The sequence below is a fragment of the Synechococcus sp. Cruz-7E5 genome (assembly GCF_024345995.1).
Taxonomy (GTDB): domain Bacteria; phylum Cyanobacteriota; class Cyanobacteriia; order PCC-6307; family Cyanobiaceae; genus Regnicoccus_A.
Genome location: NZ_JAGQCE010000018.1, coordinates 23,056 through 42,778, shown reverse-complemented (window position 1 = coordinate 42,778; position 19,723 = coordinate 23,056). Strand labels below are relative to the sequence as shown.

At 67.4% G+C, this 19,723-nt stretch carries 24 protein-coding genes; 8 read left to right on the top strand and 16 right to left on the bottom strand.

Annotated features, from left to right (window positions below; all coding sequences use genetic code 11):
• Positions 1-27: 27 nt before the first annotated feature.
• The 4 genes from KBY77_RS14980 to KBY77_RS14965 form a co-directional block, all read right to left on the bottom strand.
• Positions 28-762, bottom strand: a complete 735-nt coding sequence (locus KBY77_RS14980) for a putative 2OG-Fe(II) oxygenase (protein WP_255106212.1) — start codon at positions 760-762, stop codon at positions 28-30.
• A gap of 57 nt (positions 763-819) precedes the next feature.
• The gene (locus KBY77_RS14975) at positions 820-1,233 is read right to left on the bottom strand and encodes a hypothetical protein (RefSeq protein WP_255106167.1); all 414 of its coding nucleotides are present in this window, start codon (positions 1,231-1,233) and stop codon (positions 820-822) included.
• 20 nt (positions 1,234-1,253) lie between these two features.
• Positions 1,254-1,436 (bottom strand): hypothetical protein, encoded by a 183-nt coding sequence (locus KBY77_RS14970; RefSeq protein WP_255106165.1) that lies wholly within the window; start codon positions 1,434-1,436, stop codon positions 1,254-1,256.
• A gap of 316 nt (positions 1,437-1,752) precedes the next feature.
• Positions 1,753-2,271 (bottom strand): phycocyanin subunit beta, encoded by a 519-nt coding sequence (locus KBY77_RS14965; protein WP_255106162.1) that lies wholly within the window; start codon positions 2,269-2,271, stop codon positions 1,753-1,755.
• A 132-nt stretch (positions 2,272-2,403) separates the two neighbouring features.
• Here KBY77_RS14965 and KBY77_RS14960 point away from each other — a divergent pair, with 132 nt between their 5' ends.
• Together KBY77_RS14960 and KBY77_RS14955 are read left to right on the top strand one after the other, a co-directional pair.
• The gene (locus tag KBY77_RS14960; protein ID WP_399213008.1) at positions 2,404-3,666 is read left to right on the top strand and encodes a glutathione S-transferase family protein; all 1,263 of its coding nucleotides are present in this window, start codon (positions 2,404-2,406) and stop codon (positions 3,664-3,666) included.
• Positions 3,663-4,232: a DUF2808 domain-containing protein gene (locus tag KBY77_RS14955; RefSeq protein WP_255106160.1), complete on the top strand. Its 570-nt coding sequence runs from the start codon at positions 3,663-3,665 to the stop codon at positions 4,230-4,232. The genes KBY77_RS14960 and KBY77_RS14955 overlap by 4 nt, the downstream gene beginning before the upstream one ends.
• On the opposite strand, the gene KBY77_RS14950 is transcribed toward KBY77_RS14955, so the two are convergent.
• Positions 4,211-4,690, bottom strand: coding sequence for a VOC family protein (locus tag KBY77_RS14950; protein WP_255106158.1), 480 nt, complete (start codon positions 4,688-4,690; stop codon positions 4,211-4,213). The two genes, KBY77_RS14955 and KBY77_RS14950, sit on opposite strands and share 22 nt — an antisense overlap.
• 38 nt (positions 4,691-4,728) lie before the next feature.
• On the bottom strand, positions 4,729-5,202 hold the full coding sequence (locus tag KBY77_RS14945; RefSeq protein WP_255106156.1) for a hypothetical protein: 474 nt from the start codon (positions 5,200-5,202) through the stop codon (positions 4,729-4,731).
• Between the two features lie 210 nt (positions 5,203-5,412).
• Between KBY77_RS14945 and KBY77_RS14940 the strand changes: the two genes are divergently transcribed.
• A complete protein-coding gene (locus tag KBY77_RS14940; RefSeq protein WP_399213019.1) occupies positions 5,413-6,111 on the top strand; it encodes a BMC domain-containing protein in 699 nt (232 codons plus the stop codon).
• 18 nt (positions 6,112-6,129) lie between these two features.
• Here the strand turns inward: KBY77_RS14940 and rdgB are convergent, their stop codons facing one another.
• Genes rdgB through KBY77_RS14915 form a run of 5 tightly spaced genes read right to left on the bottom strand, consistent with a single transcriptional unit; the run spans position 6,130 to position 9,761 of the window.
• A complete protein-coding gene (rdgB, locus tag KBY77_RS14935; protein WP_255106151.1) occupies positions 6,130-6,723 on the bottom strand; it encodes an RdgB/HAM1 family non-canonical purine NTP pyrophosphatase in 594 nt (197 codons plus the stop codon).
• Between the two features lie 6 nt (positions 6,724-6,729).
• Positions 6,730-7,119, bottom strand: coding sequence for a hypothetical protein (locus tag KBY77_RS14930; protein WP_255106148.1), 390 nt, complete (start codon positions 7,117-7,119; stop codon positions 6,730-6,732).
• 57 nt (positions 7,120-7,176) lie between these two features.
• Entirely contained in the window at positions 7,177-7,875 is a 699-nt protein-coding gene (locus KBY77_RS14925; RefSeq protein ID WP_255106146.1) for an SDR family NAD(P)-dependent oxidoreductase, read from the bottom strand.
• Positions 7,876-8,085 (bottom strand): acetyltransferase, encoded by a 210-nt coding sequence (locus KBY77_RS14920; RefSeq protein WP_255106144.1) that lies wholly within the window; start codon positions 8,083-8,085, stop codon positions 7,876-7,878.
• Between the two features lie 56 nt (positions 8,086-8,141).
• Positions 8,142-9,761 carry an NCS2 family permease gene (locus KBY77_RS14915; protein WP_255106142.1) on the bottom strand — a complete coding sequence of 540 codons (1,620 nt, stop codon included), beginning with the start codon at positions 9,759-9,761 and terminating at the stop codon, positions 8,142-8,144.
• A 124-nt stretch (positions 9,762-9,885) separates the two neighbouring features.
• Between KBY77_RS14915 and KBY77_RS14910 the strand changes: the two genes are divergently transcribed.
• Positions 9,886-12,807 (top strand): hypothetical protein, encoded by a 2,922-nt coding sequence (locus KBY77_RS14910; RefSeq protein ID WP_255106140.1) that lies wholly within the window; start codon positions 9,886-9,888, stop codon positions 12,805-12,807.
• A 30-nt stretch (positions 12,808-12,837) separates the two neighbouring features.
• Here KBY77_RS14910 and KBY77_RS14905 read toward each other — a convergent pair whose 3' ends face one another.
• A complete protein-coding gene (locus KBY77_RS14905) occupies positions 12,838-13,260 on the bottom strand; it encodes a nitroreductase family protein (protein WP_255106138.1) in 423 nt (140 codons plus the stop codon).
• A 157-nt stretch (positions 13,261-13,417) separates the two neighbouring features.
• Here KBY77_RS14905 and KBY77_RS14900 point away from each other — a divergent pair, with 157 nt between their 5' ends.
• Positions 13,418-13,585, top strand: coding sequence for a hypothetical protein (locus KBY77_RS14900; protein ID WP_255106135.1), 168 nt, complete (start codon positions 13,418-13,420; stop codon positions 13,583-13,585).
• Positions 13,586-13,596: 11 nt separating this feature from the next.
• Here the strand turns inward: KBY77_RS14900 and KBY77_RS14895 are convergent, their stop codons facing one another.
• On the bottom strand, positions 13,597-13,947 hold the full coding sequence (locus KBY77_RS14895; protein ID WP_255106133.1) for a hypothetical protein: 351 nt from the start codon (positions 13,945-13,947) through the stop codon (positions 13,597-13,599).
• Positions 13,948-13,988: 41 nt separating this feature from the next.
• The gene (locus tag KBY77_RS14890) at positions 13,989-14,273 is read right to left on the bottom strand and encodes a high light inducible protein (protein ID WP_255094373.1); all 285 of its coding nucleotides are present in this window, start codon (positions 14,271-14,273) and stop codon (positions 13,989-13,991) included.
• Between the two features lie 109 nt (positions 14,274-14,382).
• Between KBY77_RS14890 and KBY77_RS14885 the strand changes: the two genes are divergently transcribed.
• From KBY77_RS14885 to KBY77_RS14875, 3 genes are read left to right on the top strand one after another with little or no spacing between them, the layout of a single operon-like run.
• Complete coding sequence (locus KBY77_RS14885; protein ID WP_255106131.1) at positions 14,383-15,939, top strand: NAD(P)/FAD-dependent oxidoreductase; 1,557 nt, start codon at positions 14,383-14,385, stop codon at positions 15,937-15,939.
• 42 nt (positions 15,940-15,981) lie between these two features.
• On the top strand, positions 15,982-16,671 hold the full coding sequence (locus tag KBY77_RS14880; protein ID WP_255106128.1) for a hypothetical protein: 690 nt from the start codon (positions 15,982-15,984) through the stop codon (positions 16,669-16,671).
• A gap of 31 nt (positions 16,672-16,702) precedes the next feature.
• The gene (locus tag KBY77_RS14875; protein WP_255106126.1) at positions 16,703-18,241 is read left to right on the top strand and encodes an SGNH/GDSL hydrolase family protein; all 1,539 of its coding nucleotides are present in this window, start codon (positions 16,703-16,705) and stop codon (positions 18,239-18,241) included.
• A 241-nt stretch (positions 18,242-18,482) separates the two neighbouring features.
• Here the strand turns inward: KBY77_RS14875 and KBY77_RS14870 are convergent, their stop codons facing one another.
• Positions 18,483-18,755 (bottom strand): hypothetical protein, encoded by a 273-nt coding sequence (locus KBY77_RS14870; protein ID WP_255106124.1) that lies wholly within the window; start codon positions 18,753-18,755, stop codon positions 18,483-18,485.
• 37 nt (positions 18,756-18,792) lie between these two features.
• On the bottom strand, positions 18,793-19,686 hold the full coding sequence (locus tag KBY77_RS14865; RefSeq protein WP_255106122.1) for an amino acid ABC transporter substrate-binding protein: 894 nt from the start codon (positions 19,684-19,686) through the stop codon (positions 18,793-18,795).
• Between the last annotated feature and the right edge of the window lie 37 nt (positions 19,687-19,723).

Genomic DNA, 19,723 nt, shown 5'->3' with positions numbered 1-19,723 from the left:
CCGGGCCGGCGACCGTGCCAATCGCCCTCAGGAAAAGCCCCCGGGCTTGGGGCGGCGGCTGGAGAGGGAGAGGTTCACATTGGCGTTGGGAGTGGCGCTGGGAGCGCCGCTGGCCGGGGCGCCCGGAGGCCGCAGCCCGGCCGGTTGCGGCACGGCCATCACGTTGAACGCCAGTGACCAGCGCACTCCCTCACCTCGGAAAGGCGGCACCGAATGGGGCTGCCAGGCGGGAAACACGTAGAAGTCACCCGGTACCGGGTGGGCGTAGTGCACCATGCCGGTGTGGAAGCTCTGGATGTGCCAGTCCTCCGGTCCGTGGAAGCAGAGCTGACCGTCGAAGCTGTCGGGCCGGATCTGGGGGGGCACCTTCAGGAACACCACCCCGGAGAAGCTGCCGCCGTGGGTGTGGACCGGGTTGTAGTCGCCGCCGCGCTGGGCATTGAGCCAGACATCCACCAGCTGCAGGCCGTATCGCCCGGGCATCCAGGGGCCACGGCCCTGGGGGGGCTGCCGCTCCATCACATGGCGGATCCAGTGGTCACACCCGGGCAGGATCACCGTGCTGGCCAGGCTGGTCACGGCCGGGTGCTGGGGGGCCAGCTGTCGCTGCTGATCCAGCTGACCTGCCAGCTTCACCGAGGCGTCCGGAGAGGACTCCGGATCGGCGAGCACCTGGCCCGCCAGGGTGATGAGCTCGGCGAGCAGACCGTCCGGCAGATGCCCCTTGAGCACGTAGCGGGGGAACAGGGTCAGCATCTCCATCGAGGGGGCGTCCTGCAAACCCTTTCCAGCAGCGGCTTTTCAGCCTAAGGGAGCCCCCTAGAGCCCTTCGTAGCGCACGTTGAGGTTGAGCTTCCCAGGACCCAGTGCCGTGGCCTGGAGCACCAGCACGGCTGTCTTTCCGTCTGGGGTGCCATCGACGCTGGTGCCAGCTGGTGGATCGAAGACCAGATTCAGGCCCCACGGACCCGAAACGGTGTTGATCGTGCGCTCCCGGTAGCCCTGGCTGCTCAGCGAGGTGCGCAGCTTGGCGAGCAGGTCCTCGGGCGTGCCGCCCAGCTGGCCGTTGAGGCTGATCTGTCCCACGGCATTGGCGGCGAACAGGCTGGGCAGACCGCTTGGGACAGGCAGCTTCAGTCCCTTCAGCAGGGAGGCGGCTGGGGCGGCGTAGGCAGCCGTGGCGGTGAGAACCACCGACGCGGTGGCCGTGAGCAGCGTGCGCAGAAAGCTCAAGCGGGGAGGTGCGGCAGCGATCAACCTAGGTGGATTGCAGGGAGGAATCCTGCGCCGCTGCCGTGGGCGGCCTGGCGTGACGGGCGCTGGGGATGCTGCCAGCTGAGCCAGCCCGATCCACTCAGGCAGAGCGTCATCAGCACGCCGGCAATCAACCACCAGGGCGGCCGGGTCGGTCGGTTGTGGCGGTGGAGATCAGGCACGGGCCCAGGCTGCCGCTGACCTGTGCCTGTGGTGTGTTCCTGGGGGCCACAGCTGTGGCTGGATGTGACCGAGGCCACTTCAATCCCTATGAGATCAGCAGTTCCGCAACAGAAAGGCCCCGGTTGTCCGGGGCTTTTTGCTGCACCGTTCCCGTGCTGCTGGGACCGCTGAAGCAGCCCGTCGCTCGCCGGTGCCATTTGAGTCTCGCCCTTCTCGCCCCGGATTGGGGTGTGGAGAGTCACCTGCTTCGACTGCGGCAGGCCACACCAACCCGATCCGGTGGCTGGCCCATGCTTGTCAGGCCTGGAGTGGCCCTCAGCCGACAGCCGCGGCAGCGCGATCGAAGTAGGTGCCGATCTCGGAAGCGAGGGCGGAGCAGTCACCGGGGGTGATGCCGTTGCGATCGTTGACGAGGGCCATGGCGGCATCCTTCATCTTGCGGACCCCTTCAGCCACGGAAGCGCCGGGGACGCCGAGGGCGAGATAGGTTTCGCGCAGGCCGTTGAGGCAGCGATCTTCCAGGACGGAAGCATCGCCGGTGAAGACGGCGTAGGTGACGTAGCGGAGGATGATCTCCATATCGCGCAGGCAGGCAGCCATGCGGCGATGGGTGTAGGCGTTGCCGCCGGGGGCGATCAGGGCCGGCTGCTGATCGAACAGATCGCGAGCGGCGTTGGTGACGATCTTGGAGGCGTTGGAGGTGATGCGATTGACGGCATCCATCCGCTTGTTGCTGCCGGAGACGATGGCGCCGAGGGCATCGAGCTGGGCGGGGCTGAGAAACTCGCCACGGACATCAGCCTGGGCCACAACCTTGGTGAAAGCGTCGAACATGGAGGGTAAACATCCAGGCCAGACGCTAGGAATTCAGGGCACATCAGCGCGAGAGGACGCTCGCCGGCTCCTGGCCTGAAGGCTTGGCTCCTAGCCTGAAGACACCTAGATCCTGAGATTGAACTGGTGTGGATGGCCCCAACGCCTGAGTCCTCAGGCCCCCTCAGCTGGGAGCAAATGGGGGCGCTGGCACCTGCCGAACCCGACCGGGTCAACGGTCCCACCAACGCCCAGGCCCTGATGCGCCTATTTGGTGCCAGCGAAGCGGATGTGAGGGTCACCCTCTTCCGTGACCACCACGCCTGGTGTCCCTACTGCCAGAAGGTGTGGCTGTGGCTGGAGGAGAAGCGGATTCCCTACCGGATCCGCAAGGTCACGATGTTCTGCTATGGCGAGAAGGAGCGCTGGTTCCGCCAGTTGGTGCCCTCCGGCATGCTGCCGGCCCTCCAGCTCGATGGCCGCACAATCACCGAGAGCGACGACATCCTGCTGGCCCTTGAGCGGGCCTTCGGTCCCCTGGCCCTGGGCATGACGGATCCGGCGGTGCTGCCCTTGCGCCAGCTTGAGCGTGTTCTGTTCCGGGCCTGGTGCCAGTGGCTGTGCAGCCCAGGGCTGAGCCCGGCCCAGGAGGAGCGGGCCGCCGCCCAGTTCGATCGGGTGGCCGCGTCAGTGGATGAGGCCCTGCGCTCCACCCCGAGCCCCTACCTGCTGGAGACGTTCAGCAGCGCCGATGTGGTGATCACGCCCTACATCGAGCGCATGAGCGCCAGCCTCTTCTATTACAAGGGCTATGACCTGCGCTCCCGCCACCCGGCGATCGCGGCCTGGTTCGCCGCGATGGAAACCCGTCCCACTTACCTGGGCACCCAGAGCGACTTCCACACCCACGCCCACGATCTCCCCCCCCAGATGGGCGGCTGTCACGCCTGGATCACCCCGGAGCAGCAGGCTGCCAGGCGGCGCGTGGATCAAGGACCCTGGCCCGTGGCCAGCCCTGATCCGGAAACCTCCCAGCCGGAGCCGGAGGACTCGGCGCTGATTGCTCTGGCACGGGTGCTGAAGCATCGCCAGGCGATCGCAGCGGTCAACCCGGATGCGCCGGAGCGCTTCGATCTGGCCCTGCGCTGCGCCCTCACAGGGCTGGTGGGATCGACTCTGCCGACACCACCGGCGGGGTCCGCCGCGGGCCTTGGCTACCTGCGCGATCGCATCAGTGTGCCCCGCGACATGCCCCTGCACGCCGCCCGGCGGCTGCGCCAGGCCCTCGGGGCCACCATGCTTGCGGCAGAAGGCCCGAAGGACCCGTTGTCGGTGTTGCCGAGCCAGCACCGCCGCGACCAGGATCCCAGGCCATTCCAGCGCCAGGAGCCAAGCCTGGAGCCGATCAGCCGATGAGGGGCCCGCAGCACGGCTTCAGGCTCCTGGCCGCCTCGGCCGCCGCCCTCGCCTTCTGGGCACCGTTCCCGCTCGTGCCCGCACCGGCAGCTGCCGTCGAGCTGAAGGAGCAGACGTTCTTCCTGCGCGCTCCCTGGAAATTGCGCTGGCGCACCTACAACTCCACGGTCTTTGATCGGGGCGGGGAGTATTACGTCACGATCGAGATGCCCGCGGAGGCCGGAGCGGGGCTGGGGGCACTGGAGATCCGTCAGATCTCGGGAGCCGACTGGCGCTTCTCCTTCGACGACTCCCGCACGCGCGCCTTCCTGGGCCAGCCCAGGCGGGAAGGTCCGCCGCTGCCGGTCCAGGCCAGCTTCGACGACGCCACCCGGTTGTTTCGCATCACCTTCCCGTCCCCGCCCGCGCCTGGGCAGACCGTGACGGTGGCGCTGCGGCCCTGGAGCAACCCAGCCAGCGCTGATGTCTATCAATTTGCTGTGGTGGCGTTCCCCGCCGGTCCGAATCCTGTGGCCCAGCAGGTGGGGATCGCCAGGATGTCGATCTACGAGCTGGTGGATTTCTGAGCAGCGCCAGCTGAGGAGCGATCTCCACGACGCTCACCCACCAGTGGGTGATCCTCCAGGCCGGTGATCGCTTCAGGGTTGCTGTAGTGCTTGAACTCCAGCCAGTTGCCCGAGGGATCGATCAGAAACACACTGCGGTGCTCCAGGGGGGTGCCGGCAAAACGCAGGCGCGGCTCGCCCCCCAGCTGCAGGCCCTGGGCGCGGGCCCGCTGCTCGAGGGCATCTAGTTCCTCGGCGCTGAAGAACACCAGACCGAAGTGGCGGGGGTAGATGCCCGTCTGCTTGTGGATTGCCCCGTGCTCCAGGTGGGCCACCAGCTGATGCCCGCCCAGCTCAAGCACCAGGGCCTCGGCGCTGCGGCGTCCGCGCCGGCAGCCCAGCCCCTGCACGTACCAGCGCTCGGTGGCCTCCAGGTCGATGACGGGAAAGGCCAGATGAAACAGGGGCGTGCCCGGCATCGCGGCGGAGGCGGGAATCGCAGAGGACAGGGGGATCTTCAGAGGCGACGGCGGAAGCCATCGCTGAAGCCCACCGAGGCGGAGGAGCGCTCCTCGCCCGCGCGGCTTAGCTGCCAGACGTTGCGGCTGAGGCGCTGGGCAGTGATGCCGGCCCGGCGCACCACGGCGGTGCCGGGCCGGGCCCCCAGCAGCAGGGTCACCTCCTGGGTGGTCAGGGGGGCTCCGGTCTGGAGCGCCAGGGCAATCGCCTCGAGGCGGCCCTTCAAGGTCGAAACGGTGGCTGATCCCTCGGCTTCGGAGTCGAGCTCAAGCAGGGGCAGCTCAGCGCCCGTGCTGGCCATGCCGCGCATCAGACCCAGCCCCACCACGGCAAGGGCCTGCTCGGGCTTGACTCCCTGCTCGATCGCCCCACTGATCCATTCGGAAAAGGACGCCTGGGTTTCGCTGCGGACGCTGCCGGCGGGATTCACCGTGGTGGCGGTGTTCACCGTGCTGCTGGATTTCGAAGCCACGGCGCTGATTCTCAAGGGTCTTGAGGCGAAGGTATCGGCTGAGCCCGGCCGCGCAAGGGGCCAGTGGCTCTGGAGCAAGAAACCAGAAGGGGCCGGAAGGTAGGATCCGGCTGCTTCCTCGAGAACCCAGTCCCCTGGGGATTCGGCCTGTTTGTGCAGGTCGTCGCGCCATCCATCCCACAGGTCGCCTTGATGCCCCGTTCGCCACGGATGGATTCCCGCCCGCCGAACGATTCAGGTCGAGGTCGTCAGGTCCGTCTCACCGGCAGCCACAGCCCCGTGGTGCAACCACGCCAGGCGATCGAGCTGCGCGCTTACGTCTTCCTCGACTCGCTGCAGCCCCAGCTGGCCGCCTACATGGGCACGGTGTCCCAGGGCTTCCTGCCCATTCCCGGAGATGCCTGCCTCTGGCTGGAGGTGGCCCCGGGCATGGCCGTGCACCGCCTCACCGACATCGCCCTCAAGGCCAGCACCGTTCGCCTCGGCCAGAAGGTGGTGGAGCGGGCCTTCGGGAGCCTCGCCCTCTACCACCGGGATCAGAGCAGCGTGCTGCTCTCCGGCCAGGCCGTGCTCGAAGCGATGGGCACCACGGTGGAGCAGCGCGGTCGCTGCGAGGTCACCTGGGAGGAAATCATCCGGGCGATCACCCCCGATCATGCGGTGCTGATCAACCGCCAGAACCGTCGCGGCTCGATGATCCAGGCAGGCATGAGCATGTTCATCCTCGAGACCGAACCGGCCGGCTATGTGCTGATCGCCGCCAATGAGGCCGAGAAGTCTTCGAACATCACCGTGGTGGATGTGAAGGCAGTGGGCGCCTACGGGCGGCTCACCCTGGCGGGCCGCGAGGGGGATATCGACGAGGCCGCTGCCGCTGCACTACGTGCGATCGAGATCATCAACCGCTGACTTGATTCAGGTCGCCAGCTACGCCCCGTTCAGGCCCAGTACCCGTGGCAGATCAACCGCCAGAGCGTGCAGGGCCTTGGCGCGGCTGCCGAGCTTCTCCAGCTGATGGGGGGGCATCTCAGCGAGGGTGCAGCCCGCTTCACGCACGTGCAGCAGCCGGTTGTAGCCATAGCCCGCGGCGGCCACAGGCTGGCGCAGGATCTCCCCCCGACAGATCCCCTCGGCTTCGAGGATGGTGCTGCCGCTGGGGTCGGCCACTGCCAGGGCGGTGATCAGGGCAGCGCTGCGGTATGGGGTTTCTCCCATCTCCCCCAGCAGGCGGGCCATGCGCTGCTCATCACCCTGGGCGTAGCGAGCCGAGTACACCCCCGGGGCACCACCGAGGACATCCACCGCCAGGCCCGAGTCATCGGCCAAAGCCCAGCGGCCGGTTAGCCGGGCCACGGTTTCCGCCTTCAGTCGGGCGTTCTCGGCGAAGGTGCTGCCTGTCTCCTCCACCTCCAGTCCCTCGGGCTGGGGGGCCACATCCAGCTCAAGCGGGGCCAGCATGGCCTCCATCTCGCGGATCTTGTGGCGGTTGCCGCTGGCGATCACCAGCACAGGCCTTGGCACAGCCGCTCAGCTCTGGGTGGCCAGAGGACGGGATCCCTGCCTGGGCACGGGACCGTCGCGGTCGGAGCGGAAAATCAGCTCCAGGTCGCCGGCGTGTTCGGGAAGGAGGGAGATCAGCTCTGTGAAGGCCTGCAGGGTCTGGGGCGCACCTTTGATCATCGTCTCGGAGCTCATCAACACCACATCCAGCTCGGGTCCATCGGCCTGTGGCTGCACATCCGCGAACAGCTGCACCACCATTCCATGGGGAGGAACCCGCATCACGGCACTGAGGTGGGACGGACCCTGGTGGTCGAATTCAGGATCCAGACGCCGCAGGGCGGGCATCAGCTTGGGGATCAGCTCATGGCCCGCCGCCGGCCCACGGGGCTTGAGCACGATGATCAGACGAGCCATCTCCGCCGCTGCGTTCGAGGCCCGCATCCTTGCGCAGCGCCGCCCCCCAGGGGGGGCTCACCACTCCCGCTGACAGCTGATCGCCAGCTCGAAGGGCACGGCACTGGCCGGCAGCGCCAGCAGGAGGCTCACCTGGGCGGCTAGATCCTCCGGCTGGGTCATCTCCTGGCGCGGGATGGCCTGCACCCCCGCCGCCATCTCGGTGTTCACCCAGCTCGGGCAGATCGCCGTGACCCGGATGCCCGCGTCCCAGCCCTCCTGGCGCATGCAGTCGCAGAGTGCCATCAGGGCGAACTTGCTGGTGGCATAAGCCGCCAGGCCCCCCCTCACACGCTTTCCGCTCATCGAGACGAGCGTGATGATCCGGCCCCGGCCGCTGCGGACCAGCCAGGGCCACGCCGAACGGGTCAGCCACCAGGGGCCCATCAGGTTCACCGTCCAGATCCGCTCCGGCTCCGCCGCTTCTTCCGCACCGAACAGCAGCCCGGCCCTGGAGAACACCCCGGCGCAGTGGATCAGCCCGTCGATCGAGCCAAAACGTCCGACCGTGGCCGTCACCCAGTCCTCGGCGCTGGCCGGCTGGGTTGCCTCGTAGGTGTGCAGAAGCACCTGTGCCGAGGGCTCCAGCGAGGTGCTCTCCAGAGCCTGGGGGGAACGCACCCCCAGGCTGAGGCGGTGGCCTTCGGCCGCGAGGCCGGTGGCGATCGCCCGGCCGATGCCACTGCTGGCACCACTGATCAGCAGGGTGCGAGGCATTCAGCCCTGGTGGTAGGCCGGATCGAGCCAGCAGCGGGGCATCGCTTCATCCGAGGGGAACACCAGGTCGGTCTTGCTGAACGACTGCGGTTCCTGCAGCTCCTCACCAGCATGGAAGCGCCCGCTCAGGCAAGTGGCGAAGGGGTCCATCAATTGCTTGACGTCGAGCACCTCCACCAAGCTGCCGTCGGGGCGGTATTTCAGGAACATGGGGCCCTCCAAGGGATCAGTCTCCGCTGTAGATCCGCGCCGGGCTCTCTGGAGCATCAGCGTGGTGGAGCGTCACCGACTGAGTGGGCGCCACGGCGGGAGCACCGCTGCGCCCAGGCCGCCGCCGCGAACACCGCCGCCATCACCAGATAACCGAGAGCCCAGTCGGCACCGGTGCCCCAGCCCAGATTCAGGACGGTGTCGGCGGGCGTGAAACGCCAGGCGTGGATCAGCCCGAACCAGGAGCCGGCAGCCGCCAGGATTCCGCAGGCCGAGGCCGCCAGGAAGCGCTGCTCGATCACGTACACCAGCAGAGCTGAGAGCAACATCGCCGCCACGATCTGCCCCTGCTCTAGGGCGAAGGCTCCCGCCGCCCAGACGTCGGCCTGCTGCAGCGGCAGCAGCAGCGCGGGCCCGAAGGGTGGTCCCGCCCCGCCGGCGCCACCGGCCCGCAGCCCGGCTTTGAGCAGCAGGGCCCCCCAGCCCGCCAGCCCCGGCAGCATCCCCAGCACCACGGCTGGGGCGTGGGCCGCAGGGGTGGCCTGGAAGCACTGGGCGGCGATGACGATGCCGATGTAGAGCACGATCGCCATCCCGGCCTCGATCGGCACCAGCTGGCCCATCAACCCGAACAGGCCGAACAGGCAGCCCAGGCCCATCAGCAGCCCGTTCAGCCAGGAGTAGCCGATCCTGGCGCCCATCCCCTTCCAGCCGGGATGGCCGATGTAGATGGTGGTGGGGAAGCAGGAGCCCAGCAGCGCCGCCGCGATGGTGCCCACGCCGTTGATCAGCAACGATCCCTTCACGGGATAGCGGTCGCCGGCGGCTTCGGCGCTCTCCAGGTTCTGCAGTGATCCGAGGATGTTGAACAGTCCCATCGGCACGATCACGCCGATCCAGGGCAGCAGCTGGTCACGGGCCTGCCAGAGAGCCCCCAGCTGAAGCCTGGGTGGATGCAAGCCCACCTGGGCGGCATTGGCCTGCCAGCTGATGGGATCCAGACGCAGCAAGCCGGTGGCCGCGGCCAGGGCGATGCCGAGCAGCACCGCCAGCAGGCCGCCTGGGATGGGCAGGCGCAGGTTGCCGTAGTAGGTGAGCAGGATCACCGCCAGCACCGCCAGTCCCACGACGGGATGGGCATAGGTGCGCAGCAGGAAGCCGAGGGCGATGTACCCCAGGGCGATGCCGGCCAGGGTGGAGAGCAGGGCTGCTCTCGGCAGCCAGCGCCGCAGCCCCCCCACGCACCAGGCCCCAGCTGTTTCGATCACTCCCGAGCCCAGGCAAGCCATCAGTCCCGCCTGCCACGAGAGCCGCACAGCCTCGGCGTCGCTCAGACCCTGGCCGAGAGCAGTGAGCTTCACCGGCAACATGACCAGGAACACATAGGCGAACAGGCTCACCGTATTGATGCCGTAGGGCAGGGCGGTGCGGTCGGAGCGGCGCTCCAGCCTGCCGATCCGATGGGCCTGCCAGGCATAGGCGGCATTGCCCACCACCAGGCTCACGCCGGTGGCGGGCAGGATCACCCCGAAGATCAAGCCATCGGGATACCCGAGCACGCCACGGCAGAGGCTGAGGATCAGCAGGATCTGGATCAGGTTGTCCAGTCCGAGTCCGAGCAGCCCGTCCCAGTCGCCGGGCACCAGCCAGCGGGGTCCCCTTTCGTCCATGGCCATGGCTCCTTGCGCGCCCCATGATCCTGAAGACGGAACCGGGGGCTGTGAACCCTTGTGACCCTGGCGGTCCCGCGCCCCTTTCATCCCTGAGGTTCAGGGCTGGAATCCCGCCCGAAGGGCCGTGATGGAGTTTGTGCTGGCGGTGCTCGCCCTGATCTGGTTCACCTTCCTGCTGCTGGTGCTGGCGGTGCTGGGTCTGGGCTGGCTGCTGAACAGGGGGCGGCGGGGGAGTGCGGAAGGCGTGATGGCGCCAGAGCTGCTGGAGCGGCTGGAGCGGCTCGAGGCACGACTGGAGCGGCTGGAGGGTCTTGGGCAGACCGAGCGGTTGGAGCGGCTGGATCAGACCGAGCGGTTGCAGCCACTGGGATTGGAGCCGCGGCAGCAACCTGAGACTGCTGTCGGCTCAGCCGACGTGAGGCCGCTGCGGCTACCGCCGCTGGAGTTACCAAAACCCTCCGCTCCGCCTCCGCCTCCCGAGCCTCCCGCCCAGGGGCGCTCGTTGGCCAGGCGGCTGGAGCGGGGCATCGAGAACTGGACCGGACGGCTGGGGGCCGCTGCAGTGGTGGCCGGGGTCACCTTTCTGCTTCTGCACAGCGCCTACCGGCTGGAGCCCGCCCAGCGGTTCCTGCTCACCCTGCTGGCGGCGGCGGCACTGGCTGGGCTCTCCCTCTGGCTGGCCCGCCGGCCCAGCTGGCGGGAGCTCTCCGAATGGATCCGCAGTGCCGCCGGGGCCATTGTCCTGCTGGCCTGCGCCGCGGCAGGGGGATTGCCAGGCCTGGGGCTGCAGTGGATCGACCAGCCTCTGCCCGCTCTGGCGATTCTGCTGCTGGGCATCGGCCTGAATCTGCTGCTGGCCTGGCGATCACGGCGTCAGGCCCTGGCCGCTGCCCACCTGGTGCTCTCGCTGGTGCCCCTGGCGATCGTGCCCCCCTCGGCGATGGCCCTGGCGACAGCCAGCGTCATCGTCCTGATCGGCCTCGCTCTGGCCCAGCGCCGCCGCTGGGATGGGGAGCTGCTGATCGTGAGTGGGGCGGCGGCGATGCACCACTTGCTCTGGTATCTCCAGACCGATCTGCCCTTCCGAAATGAAGGTCTGCGCCCCTTTGGGCTGGCCGCCGCCGTGGTGGTGTTCGGCGCAGGCGTGCTGGTGGTGCATGGACACCGGGCCAGGCCCGCCGCCTTCAAGTTGTTGCCCCTGCTGGCCCTGCTCACCAACTGGCTGGCCCTGGCGCTGGCCTTGCTTGCCTATCCGGCCAGCCCGTGGGGCCGTGCCTTCGGCTGCGGGCTGGCGGCACTGCTGGCCCTGGCTCTGGCCCGCCGTGCCGGCCGCACCGGCGAGGTCTGGTTGCAGCGGGGCGAGCAGTTGATCGCCCAGTCGTTGGTGATCAGCGCGCTGTTCAGCCTCGGACCGCTGCTGGCCAACGGGCTCGTGCTGCTCCTGGCCGTGCTGCTGGCCTGCCTGGTGTTCCTGCGTCTTGCCGGTGCCGGTGGTGATCGCTGGTGGCCACGGATCAGCTGGGGTCTGAGCCTGGGTTTCGGGGTGGTGCTGGCGCTGGTGGGCCTGATCCCGTCGATCGGACCGAGCAGCAGCCAGAACGCCATCACCTTGCTGCTGGGGGCAGCTGCAGCCCTGGCCGCCTCAGTGGATCTGGCCAGGGCAACTCCCGACAGGCCCCAGGCCCGACCCAGGCCGAGCCTGGGCTGGCTCAGTGCTGGGCTGGTGGTCAGTGCGGCGGTACAGGCCCTGGCGGGCGGCTGGATGGAGTGGCTGGCGCTGGTGGCGCTGGGTGCAATGGTCGTGCTGGCGAAGCGGCTGCAGGCGCCAGGGGTGTTGGCGGGAGCCAAGGCCGCCGGCCTGGTGGTGCATGGGCTGGCCTGGCTGAATCTGCTGCTGACAGCTCCCTGGCTGCCCGCCCCATTGAGCCTGCGCCTGCTGCCGCTGCTGCTGCTGGCGGGGCTGTTGCTGTGGGCCGGTGCCAGTGGGAGGGCTCGCCAGGGCGCCATCGTGCTGCTGGCTGTGGATCTTGGGCTGGCCGCTCAGCTGCTGCTCGCTCCGCTCTCTGCACTGTTGCCGGCCACGGCTTGGTTGCTGCTGGCGCTGCCCCTGGCGGATCTGTCGGCCCGGAGCTCGGCGCGGACGGCACGAACCCTGCTGCTGGTTGGCGCGGGGTATCTGCTGATGGTGCTGGTGGTCTGGCCCGTCTGGGTGCTGCCCTCAACGGCACAGCTCGGGGTGATGCTCTGGAGATGGCCGCTGGAAGGGCTGGGTCTGGCGGTGCTGCTGCGCTGGTGGCTAATCAGCCAGCACCAACCCTTGAGCACCTACCCGGGCTGGAAGCGTCTGCGCTCCTGCCTGTTGGAAGCGGTGCTGCTGAATCTCAACCTGATCGTGCTCTGGGAGCTGTCCGCTGCGGCGCGGTCCCTGGCCTGGGCGGGGTTGGCCCTGCTGTTGATCAGTCGTCATGGCAGACGCTTCTTTGGGTCACGGGGTGGGCTCTATGCCCTGCCGATCAGCTGGCTTGGCCTGCTGCAGCTGGTGCTCGCCCTGCGTCGCCTGCGCCTCGATGGCGGCGACTGGGGCGCGGGCGATCAGCTGCTGATCGGGCTGGCTGTGCTGTTGCAGATCGCTTTCGTGGTGCTGGAGCACCGGCAGGCTCCCAGGCAGGCCAACGGTGCTGCACAGGCTTTGGCTCTGGCTGGTCCCTTGGGCCTGCTGCAGCGGCTGGAGAGTCAGCGGCTCGTGGCAATTGATCTGCCGATGCTGGTGGGGCTCGCCCTGGCGATCTACTGGCGCTTTGATGCCGGACTGCTCACGTTGCTCTGGTCGGCCCAGTCCTTCCTGGTGTTCTGCCTGGGGACCTGGTTGCGCAACAACCCTCTCCGCCATCTGGCTCTGAGGGGGTTGGGGCTCTGCTTGCTGCGGCTGCTTCTGATCGACCTGGCCGGGGCCGACCTGGGCCTGAAGGGGGTGGTGTTCGTAGGGGTGGGGGTCCTGCTGATCGGGATGAACGCCCTTGTGAACCGCTACCGCGACCGCTTTGGTTGATCCACCGCAGCCTGGATGAGCCTGGGGAACTCAGCGGTGTTGGATCAGCTCAGCCAGTGGATATCGCACCTTCGCGAGGCTGGCGTGCTTGTCGTCGGCGCTGCGGTAGCCGGCCAACTGCTCCGGTGTCTGCCCCCGCACATCGGCGGTGGCGGTGATCAGGCGGTCGAGATCACTCTCCTCAATCTGGCGCCGAGCCAGGAACACCACCAGATGGGAGGCCTCGGTGACCTGAGCCTGATTCCAGGAGAATGGCCGCAGTTCACTGCGCAGGGCCGGGTCGTCAATGACGAGAAACGTCCAGGGCTGAAGGCCGTAGGACGAAGGGGCGAGCACCAGGGCTTGCTCTAGGACATCCCAGGTTTCCCGGGGAATCTTGCGCTCGGCATCGAACTGCTTGGTGGCGTAGCGCCAGGCCAAGGAGTGGAGCAGATCAGAGCTGGCTGAGGACATGGGTTTGACGTATGAAGAAAACCTTAAGTGGATCAGGTCAGCCGGTGCGGCTTGTGCCAACCTTGATGTCGGCACAAGGGCTCCTGGGGCCCCACTCAACCGCCTGTCAGCACCGATGGAGAACGGTTCCTTCACTGACCAAGCGACCTGGCTGAAAATGTCCAGGGTCGAAGCGTTGCGCAGTCGTCTGCAACATCTCCGGGAACGGCTTCAAAGCCAGATTCAGAGCCTGCCACTGGGCAACGAGGGTTGGCTCAACACCGAGCGGGAACTGAACGCTGCTGAAGCCGCCATGTCAGAGCTGGGGGACTGGCGGCTGGGCTGAATCCACCGATCTCAGCGGCTGCAGGGAAACACCTCACGGGAGCCAACCAGCAGGTTGAAACTTGGATGATCAGGGTCAGCGGCAGACCAGAACCACTTGCCATCGGAATAGCTGGGAGTGCCACTGGAGTTGCTGCGGGGCAGCTGCAGGCTCAGCTGACGCCAACGCAGAACAATGAATGCCCCGGGAGCAGTGCCGCCACTGGTGTTGGGAATACCTACCGCGTCAACTGCGCCAGCATGGGCTTCCGCCACCATTGGATCACCGGCGCAAAGATATTGCTCCAGCGGAGCTGCCCAGGCCGCTGAAACAAAAGAGCCGCCCAGGTAAAGGGCGGCCAGAAGAGAGACAAGAAATCTCATCGCAGCTCAGATGCAGAACCAAGGGCTGAGCCCGGCTCGCATCAGCCGATGCCGAGCAGGCCGCGTGTGAAGGCCTCGCCACCCAGGGCGAATTCGGTGGCCAGCAGGGCGATGAAGCCGAGCATCGCCATGCGGCCGTTCAGCTTCTCGGCGCGCTCGTGGAAGCCCCAGCCGCTCTCGGCGCTCACCACTTCCATGCGGGGCTCGGTGGCGAAGGCATTGAGGCGACCACCGTCTTCGGTGGTGACGGTGGCGCCGCGGATGGTGGCGCGCTCACTGGCGTTGACAGGAGCTGAGCTGGGGGCGGTGGCGGTGGCTTGGGCCATGGGGTCTCTGGTGTTGATGAAGCAACCGTAACACAATATTGCGGATTATTACAGTCGCCTTGGTTCCGTCGGCTCGCCATCATCAACGTCTGATCCCACCGTCCTGCACGTGTCCGCCCCATCCAGTTGTGATCTGGTCGTGATCGGCAGCGGCCTTGGCGGGCTCTGTTGCGCTGGCCTGGCCGCTCTCCATGGCCTCGATGTGGTGGTGCTTGAGGCCCACGATCGTGCCGGCGGGGCCGCCCATGGCTTCGAGCGACGCGGCTTTCAATTCGAATCGGGCCCCTCCCTCTGGAGTGGTCTGGGCCGCTGGCCCAGCAGCAATCCCCTGGCCCAGGTTCTGCGGGCCCTTGGCGAATCGGTGCCGGTCGCCACTTATCACGACTGGGGTCTGCTGCTGCCGGAGGGCTCTCTGCGGGTCGGCGTCGGCCCCGAGCCTTTCCGCGCCACGGTCTGTGAGCTTCGGGGGATGGCGGCCGCCGAGGAATGGAGCGCCTTCATGGCCTGGCTCCGGCCTTACAGCGAGGCCGCCCTGGCCCTGCCCCTGCTGGCCATGCGCCCTGGCCTGGGCATGGCCGCCGTGCTCGGTGCCCGCCGCTCCGCCCGGCTGGCCCGGCTGGCCCCGCGGCTGGCCGCCCTGGGGGGCGCCTTCGGGCCGATGGCACGCCGCCAGCTGCGCGATCCCTTCCTGCTCCATTGGGTGGATCTGCTCTGTTTCCTGATCTCCGGCCTGCCGATGGATCAGACCAGCGCCGCCGCCATGGCGACCCTGTTCGCCGATTGGTTCGATCCCGGTGCCTGCCTTGAGTACCCCCTCGGCGGCAGCCCTGCCGTGGTGGCCGCGCTGGTGCGAGGTCTGCAGCGCCACGGTGGAGCGCTTCACACCAGCTGTTCCGTGGCCGAGATCACGATGGATGGGGGTAGCGCCCGAGGGGTGCGCCTGGAGGACGGCCGGTTGATCAGTGCCCGCAGGGGAGTGGTGAGCAACGCCAGCCCCTGGGACACCCTCGCCCTGCTGCCGCCCGGAGCCCTCAACTCCCGCTGGCGCCAGCAACGGGCGTCCACCCCGGCCTGCGCCAGCTTTCTGCACCTGCACATGGGCCTGCGTGGCGAGGGACTCCAGGATCTGCCGGTTCACCACGTCTGGGTGGGCGACTGGGAGCGGGGCATCGGCGCCGAGCGCAACATGCTGGTGCTGTCGATGCCCTCGCTGCTGGATCCCTCCCTGGCCCCCGAAGGTCACCATGGGCTGCACGGCTACACCCCCGCCAACGAACCCTGGGAGCTGTGGCGCGACCTGGTGCCGGGGACGGAGGCCTACGAGAGTCTCAAGCGCGAACGCTGCGCCCTGTTCCGCCAGGTGCTCGGCGGGATCGTGCCCAACCTGGAGGAGCGCCTGGTGATCGAGCTCCATGGCACCCCCCGCACCCATCAACGCTTCCTGCGCGTGCATCAGGGCAGCTATGGCCCCGCCCTTGGGGCCGACCAGGGCGTCTTCCCCTCCGGATCCACCCCGATTGAGGGGCTCAGCCTCTGTGGAGCCGGAGTGTTTCCTGGCATCGGAGTGCCGCCGGTGGCCGTCAGTGGGGCGATGGCCGCCCATGGCTTCATTCCCATCTCCCAGCACCGGGCCCTGCTGGAGAACCTTGAATTGCTCAGGGCCTGAGCCCAGGGCACGTACTGTTCCTCCAGTGCGACAGATCAGCGGGTGCTGAAGGTCAGTGACAACCGGGTGGATGAACTGAAGGCCCTGGGCTGGTCGCCCGAGGATCTCAGGAAGTACGAAGAGCTCTGGGAATATCGCCAGCGCTGGGGTGCGATCAACCTGGAGCGGGAGGATCGGGTGTTCCTGCGCAAGGCCGAGGCGGCCCTGCCCAGACCCGTCGCCCATGGAAAGGGTGGAGGGCGCAAGAGCATCCAGGAAAAATCCCATTACCGTTGGCTGACTGCCCAGCTGGAGGCCATGCGCAGCAGCCCCGTCGAGGCGGGTCTGGAGAACGGCCGCATCGGGGCCTGGCCGATCGTGCTGGAAGAGGAGCTGCGCGCCCTGGCCTACTACGAGCCGGTGCTGGGCCTGCCCGACACCCTCAAGGCCAAGGCAATCACCCCCGCCCGGGAGCGCTGGATCGAAGCCGCCGCCGCCGGTGGCGAAACCCTCTCCTTTGATTTCCCCGCGGCGCTGGAGGCCATCCGCCAGAGCGGCACGTCCAGCTGGAAGTCCCTGCGCTCTGAAACAGCGGAGAACCCCATGAGCTACCCGGTGCTCGATCCGGAAGCCGCTGCCAGCTTCCGCGCCATGGTGCGCCAGGAGGTGCTGGCACTCACTCGCAGCACTTTCCCCTCCCTGGCCGACACCAGCAAACCCGAACCACCGGACGACTGGCAGCCCAGCCGCTGAGGCTCAGGCGGAACCAGGCCATGACCCGACCATGCTGACCATCATGCCGATGGGTGATTCGATCACCCATGGTTTCAACGTTCCAGGTGGCTACCGCAAACCGCTCGACGAGCTGCTGAGAGCCTGGGGCTTAGGTCCCAATTTCGTCGGTCGCCATAGCCAGTCAGGCGACACAGCACCCGACCGCGACCACTGGGGACGGCCCGGCTGGGGGATCTCACGGACCGATGCAGTGGTCGGCGGCAGGACTTACGTGTCGCTTCAGGCCAACGAAGGGCCTCAGGGCGCGATTCGCGACGGACTGTTCCAGGACCTGGATCAAGCCATCAGCACCACCTACTTCTCCAGAGAGCAGGAGTCGATCAACGTCCTGCTGCTGATGGTCGGCAGCAACGACATCGTCCACCAGGTGGTGGAGCGACGGGATGGGGCAGTCGCAGCCGGCGATCGCAACAACGACGGCCAGGGTGAGCAGCAGTCCAGGATCGCCGAAGCCGCCATCGATCGCCTCAAGGCCTTCCTTGACGAGGTGAACCTCCTGGCCAGCCAGGAGGGTCTTCGGCTGGAGCTGATCGTGGCCACCATTCCCGACATCACCGAGGCCTGGAACCGGGATGGTCTGAAGGACCCCATCAGTTCCGTCATGCTCCAGGAACTGCGCGAGTACAACGACTTCATCCGCCACACCCTGCCGGATCTGCGGTATTCCCAGTTGGGCTTGCGTGTGGTGGATCAATTCAAGGCCGTCGGCAATGATCTGCTTGATGGTCTGCATCCCTCGAGCCAGGCCTTTGAACGAATGGCCGCTGCCTGGGGGGAGGCCATTGAGCAGGTGGTGGCGGAGAGGGTCCCTGCCCCGATGCCCCTGCCCTTGGTTCATGCCCTCCAGGTGAATGAGGCGGGGCAGCTGGCAGTGGTGCCTGGCGATGCAGCCATCAGCGGTGTCGAGCTCAGCGGCGATTCTGTGGCCGACGACTTGCTGCTGGGCAGCGCGGACCTGGATCAACTCAGGGGCCTGGGCGGTCACGACACCCTGCGGGGCCTGGCTGGGGACGACCGCCTCTTCGGCAACCAGGGCGATGACCTGATCCTGGGCAATCAGGGCCACGACCACCTGGTGGGCGGCCAGGGCGATGACCTGATCCGCGGTGGCCGGGGGCGCGATCTGATCAGCGGCGGGCTCGGAGTCGACGTCCTCTTCGGTGACTTCGGAACCAATATCTTTCTCTCGTCAGTCGATGGAAACGCCGACACCCTGGTGATCAGCAGTGATCAATTCCTCGCCAATCCCTTCGATGCAGGTGCAGCCAACAACCTGCTGGGGGGGAAAGTGGATGTGATCGAAGCAATCGACGACCTTGACCGGATCGTGATCCTGGGGGTCGACTCAGCCGATCTTTCCCTGGCACCCACCCGCATCACCGACTCCGGCGGACGCGCCCTCGATGGTCTGGGGATCTTTGCCCGCGGCAGCCTGGAGGCCATCCTGCTGGGCAGCAGCCTGGAGGCTTCGACCCTGACCGGCCGGATCAGCGGGGTGATCGCCGAGGAGGATCTGTCGCTGGGTTGAGCCTGGGGGCTGGAATGGGGCTGGCAGCCTTTCTTCAGCAACTGGGGGCAGGGAGCGGGGCTTTGGCCCCGGGGTTGGTTCCAGCAGCATGCGCACGATCACAACGGCAAGATTGACCGCGATCAAGGCGAAGGCCAGAGCCCCGACCCCTGCCAGAACACGCAGGCCCAGAGGTCGGGAGGGCGCATCGGCCAGCTGGAGGTCGTCGGGATCCTGGGGCATTCAATGGAGCGGCTCAGGCTTAGGGAGCGGGCGTAGTTGCTGGGTTGGCTGCAGGAGGGGTGGTGCTGAACTCCACGCTGCAGCGGTACCGGAAGCTGTTGCCGGGCATCACGATCTCCTGGCAACGGCTGCCGGTAACCGTGGCACCCTCGGGAACCTGGCTGGTGGCCTGTTGAAGGGCACTGTCCTGGTCAATGATCGAATCGGCCGTGACTGAGCCAGCGCTGACTGGAAGGGCTCCCAGCAGCAGAGCGGCCGTGAGGCCGCCGAACGATCGAAGCATGGTGGACATCACACACAGGACGGTCAGGAGGGTGGAACCGATCCGCTCATGGTCTGGTCGGCACCTCTTCCTTGAAGTCAACCATCAACTGCATGGTTTCGGTGAACAGGCCAGTGACGTCCTGGGTCAGGGGCGTTTTGCCCTGGGGACCGAACCAGCGATCGAAGATGCCCCGCTCCCTGGGCTGCTGGCGCAGGTATCCCTGCATGTAGCGGATCAGGGCCAGGTCCACCACCCGCTGGAAGGACGCATTGTTCTGAGGCAGCATGCAGGCGATGCCTTCCCTGGAGTAGGTGTGATCCGACACCTGGAACGGTGCCTGGCCTCCCTGACGCTGCAACCAGGCATAAAGGAGCATCCCATCGTCGGCGAAGGCATCGATGCGGCCTTGCTGGAGGGCCTCATAGCCCTCCTGGCGGTCCTTGAGCAGCACCACCGAGGCCGTCGGCTGGCGGCTGGCGACGGCCAGGGCGCTGGTGGTGCGCGGCAGGGCTCCCACCCGCTTACCCGCCAGGGACTCCGGGGAGGAAAGCCCCGAGCCCCGGGGCACGAGCAACTGGGTGCCGGTCATGCCGTAACTCACTGAGAAATCCACCTTTTCATCACGGCTCCAGGTGAAGCTGCTGGCATCGCAGACCAGGTTCACCGCCCCCGACTCCAGGCTGGAGAGTCGCTGGTCGGTCTCGAGCGGCACCAGCTTCAGCTGGATCGGGCGTCCCGTCTGGCTCTCGATCTCCTCCCGGATCAGGTTCATCATGTCAATCGAGTAGCCCACCAGCTGACCCTCCTCGTTCTGGTAGGCGAAGGGGAACGCATCCCGGCTTGTACCCCCCACCAGTACGCCCGAGGCCGCCACCGACTCCAGCAGGGAGCCGGCGGATGCTGGCCCCACCAGGGCAAGGGCCGCGAGGAGTTGAAGCAGCGGGAGCAGACGTTTCACCAACAAGGCTCGACTCTGTAACAAGATTGCGTCATTG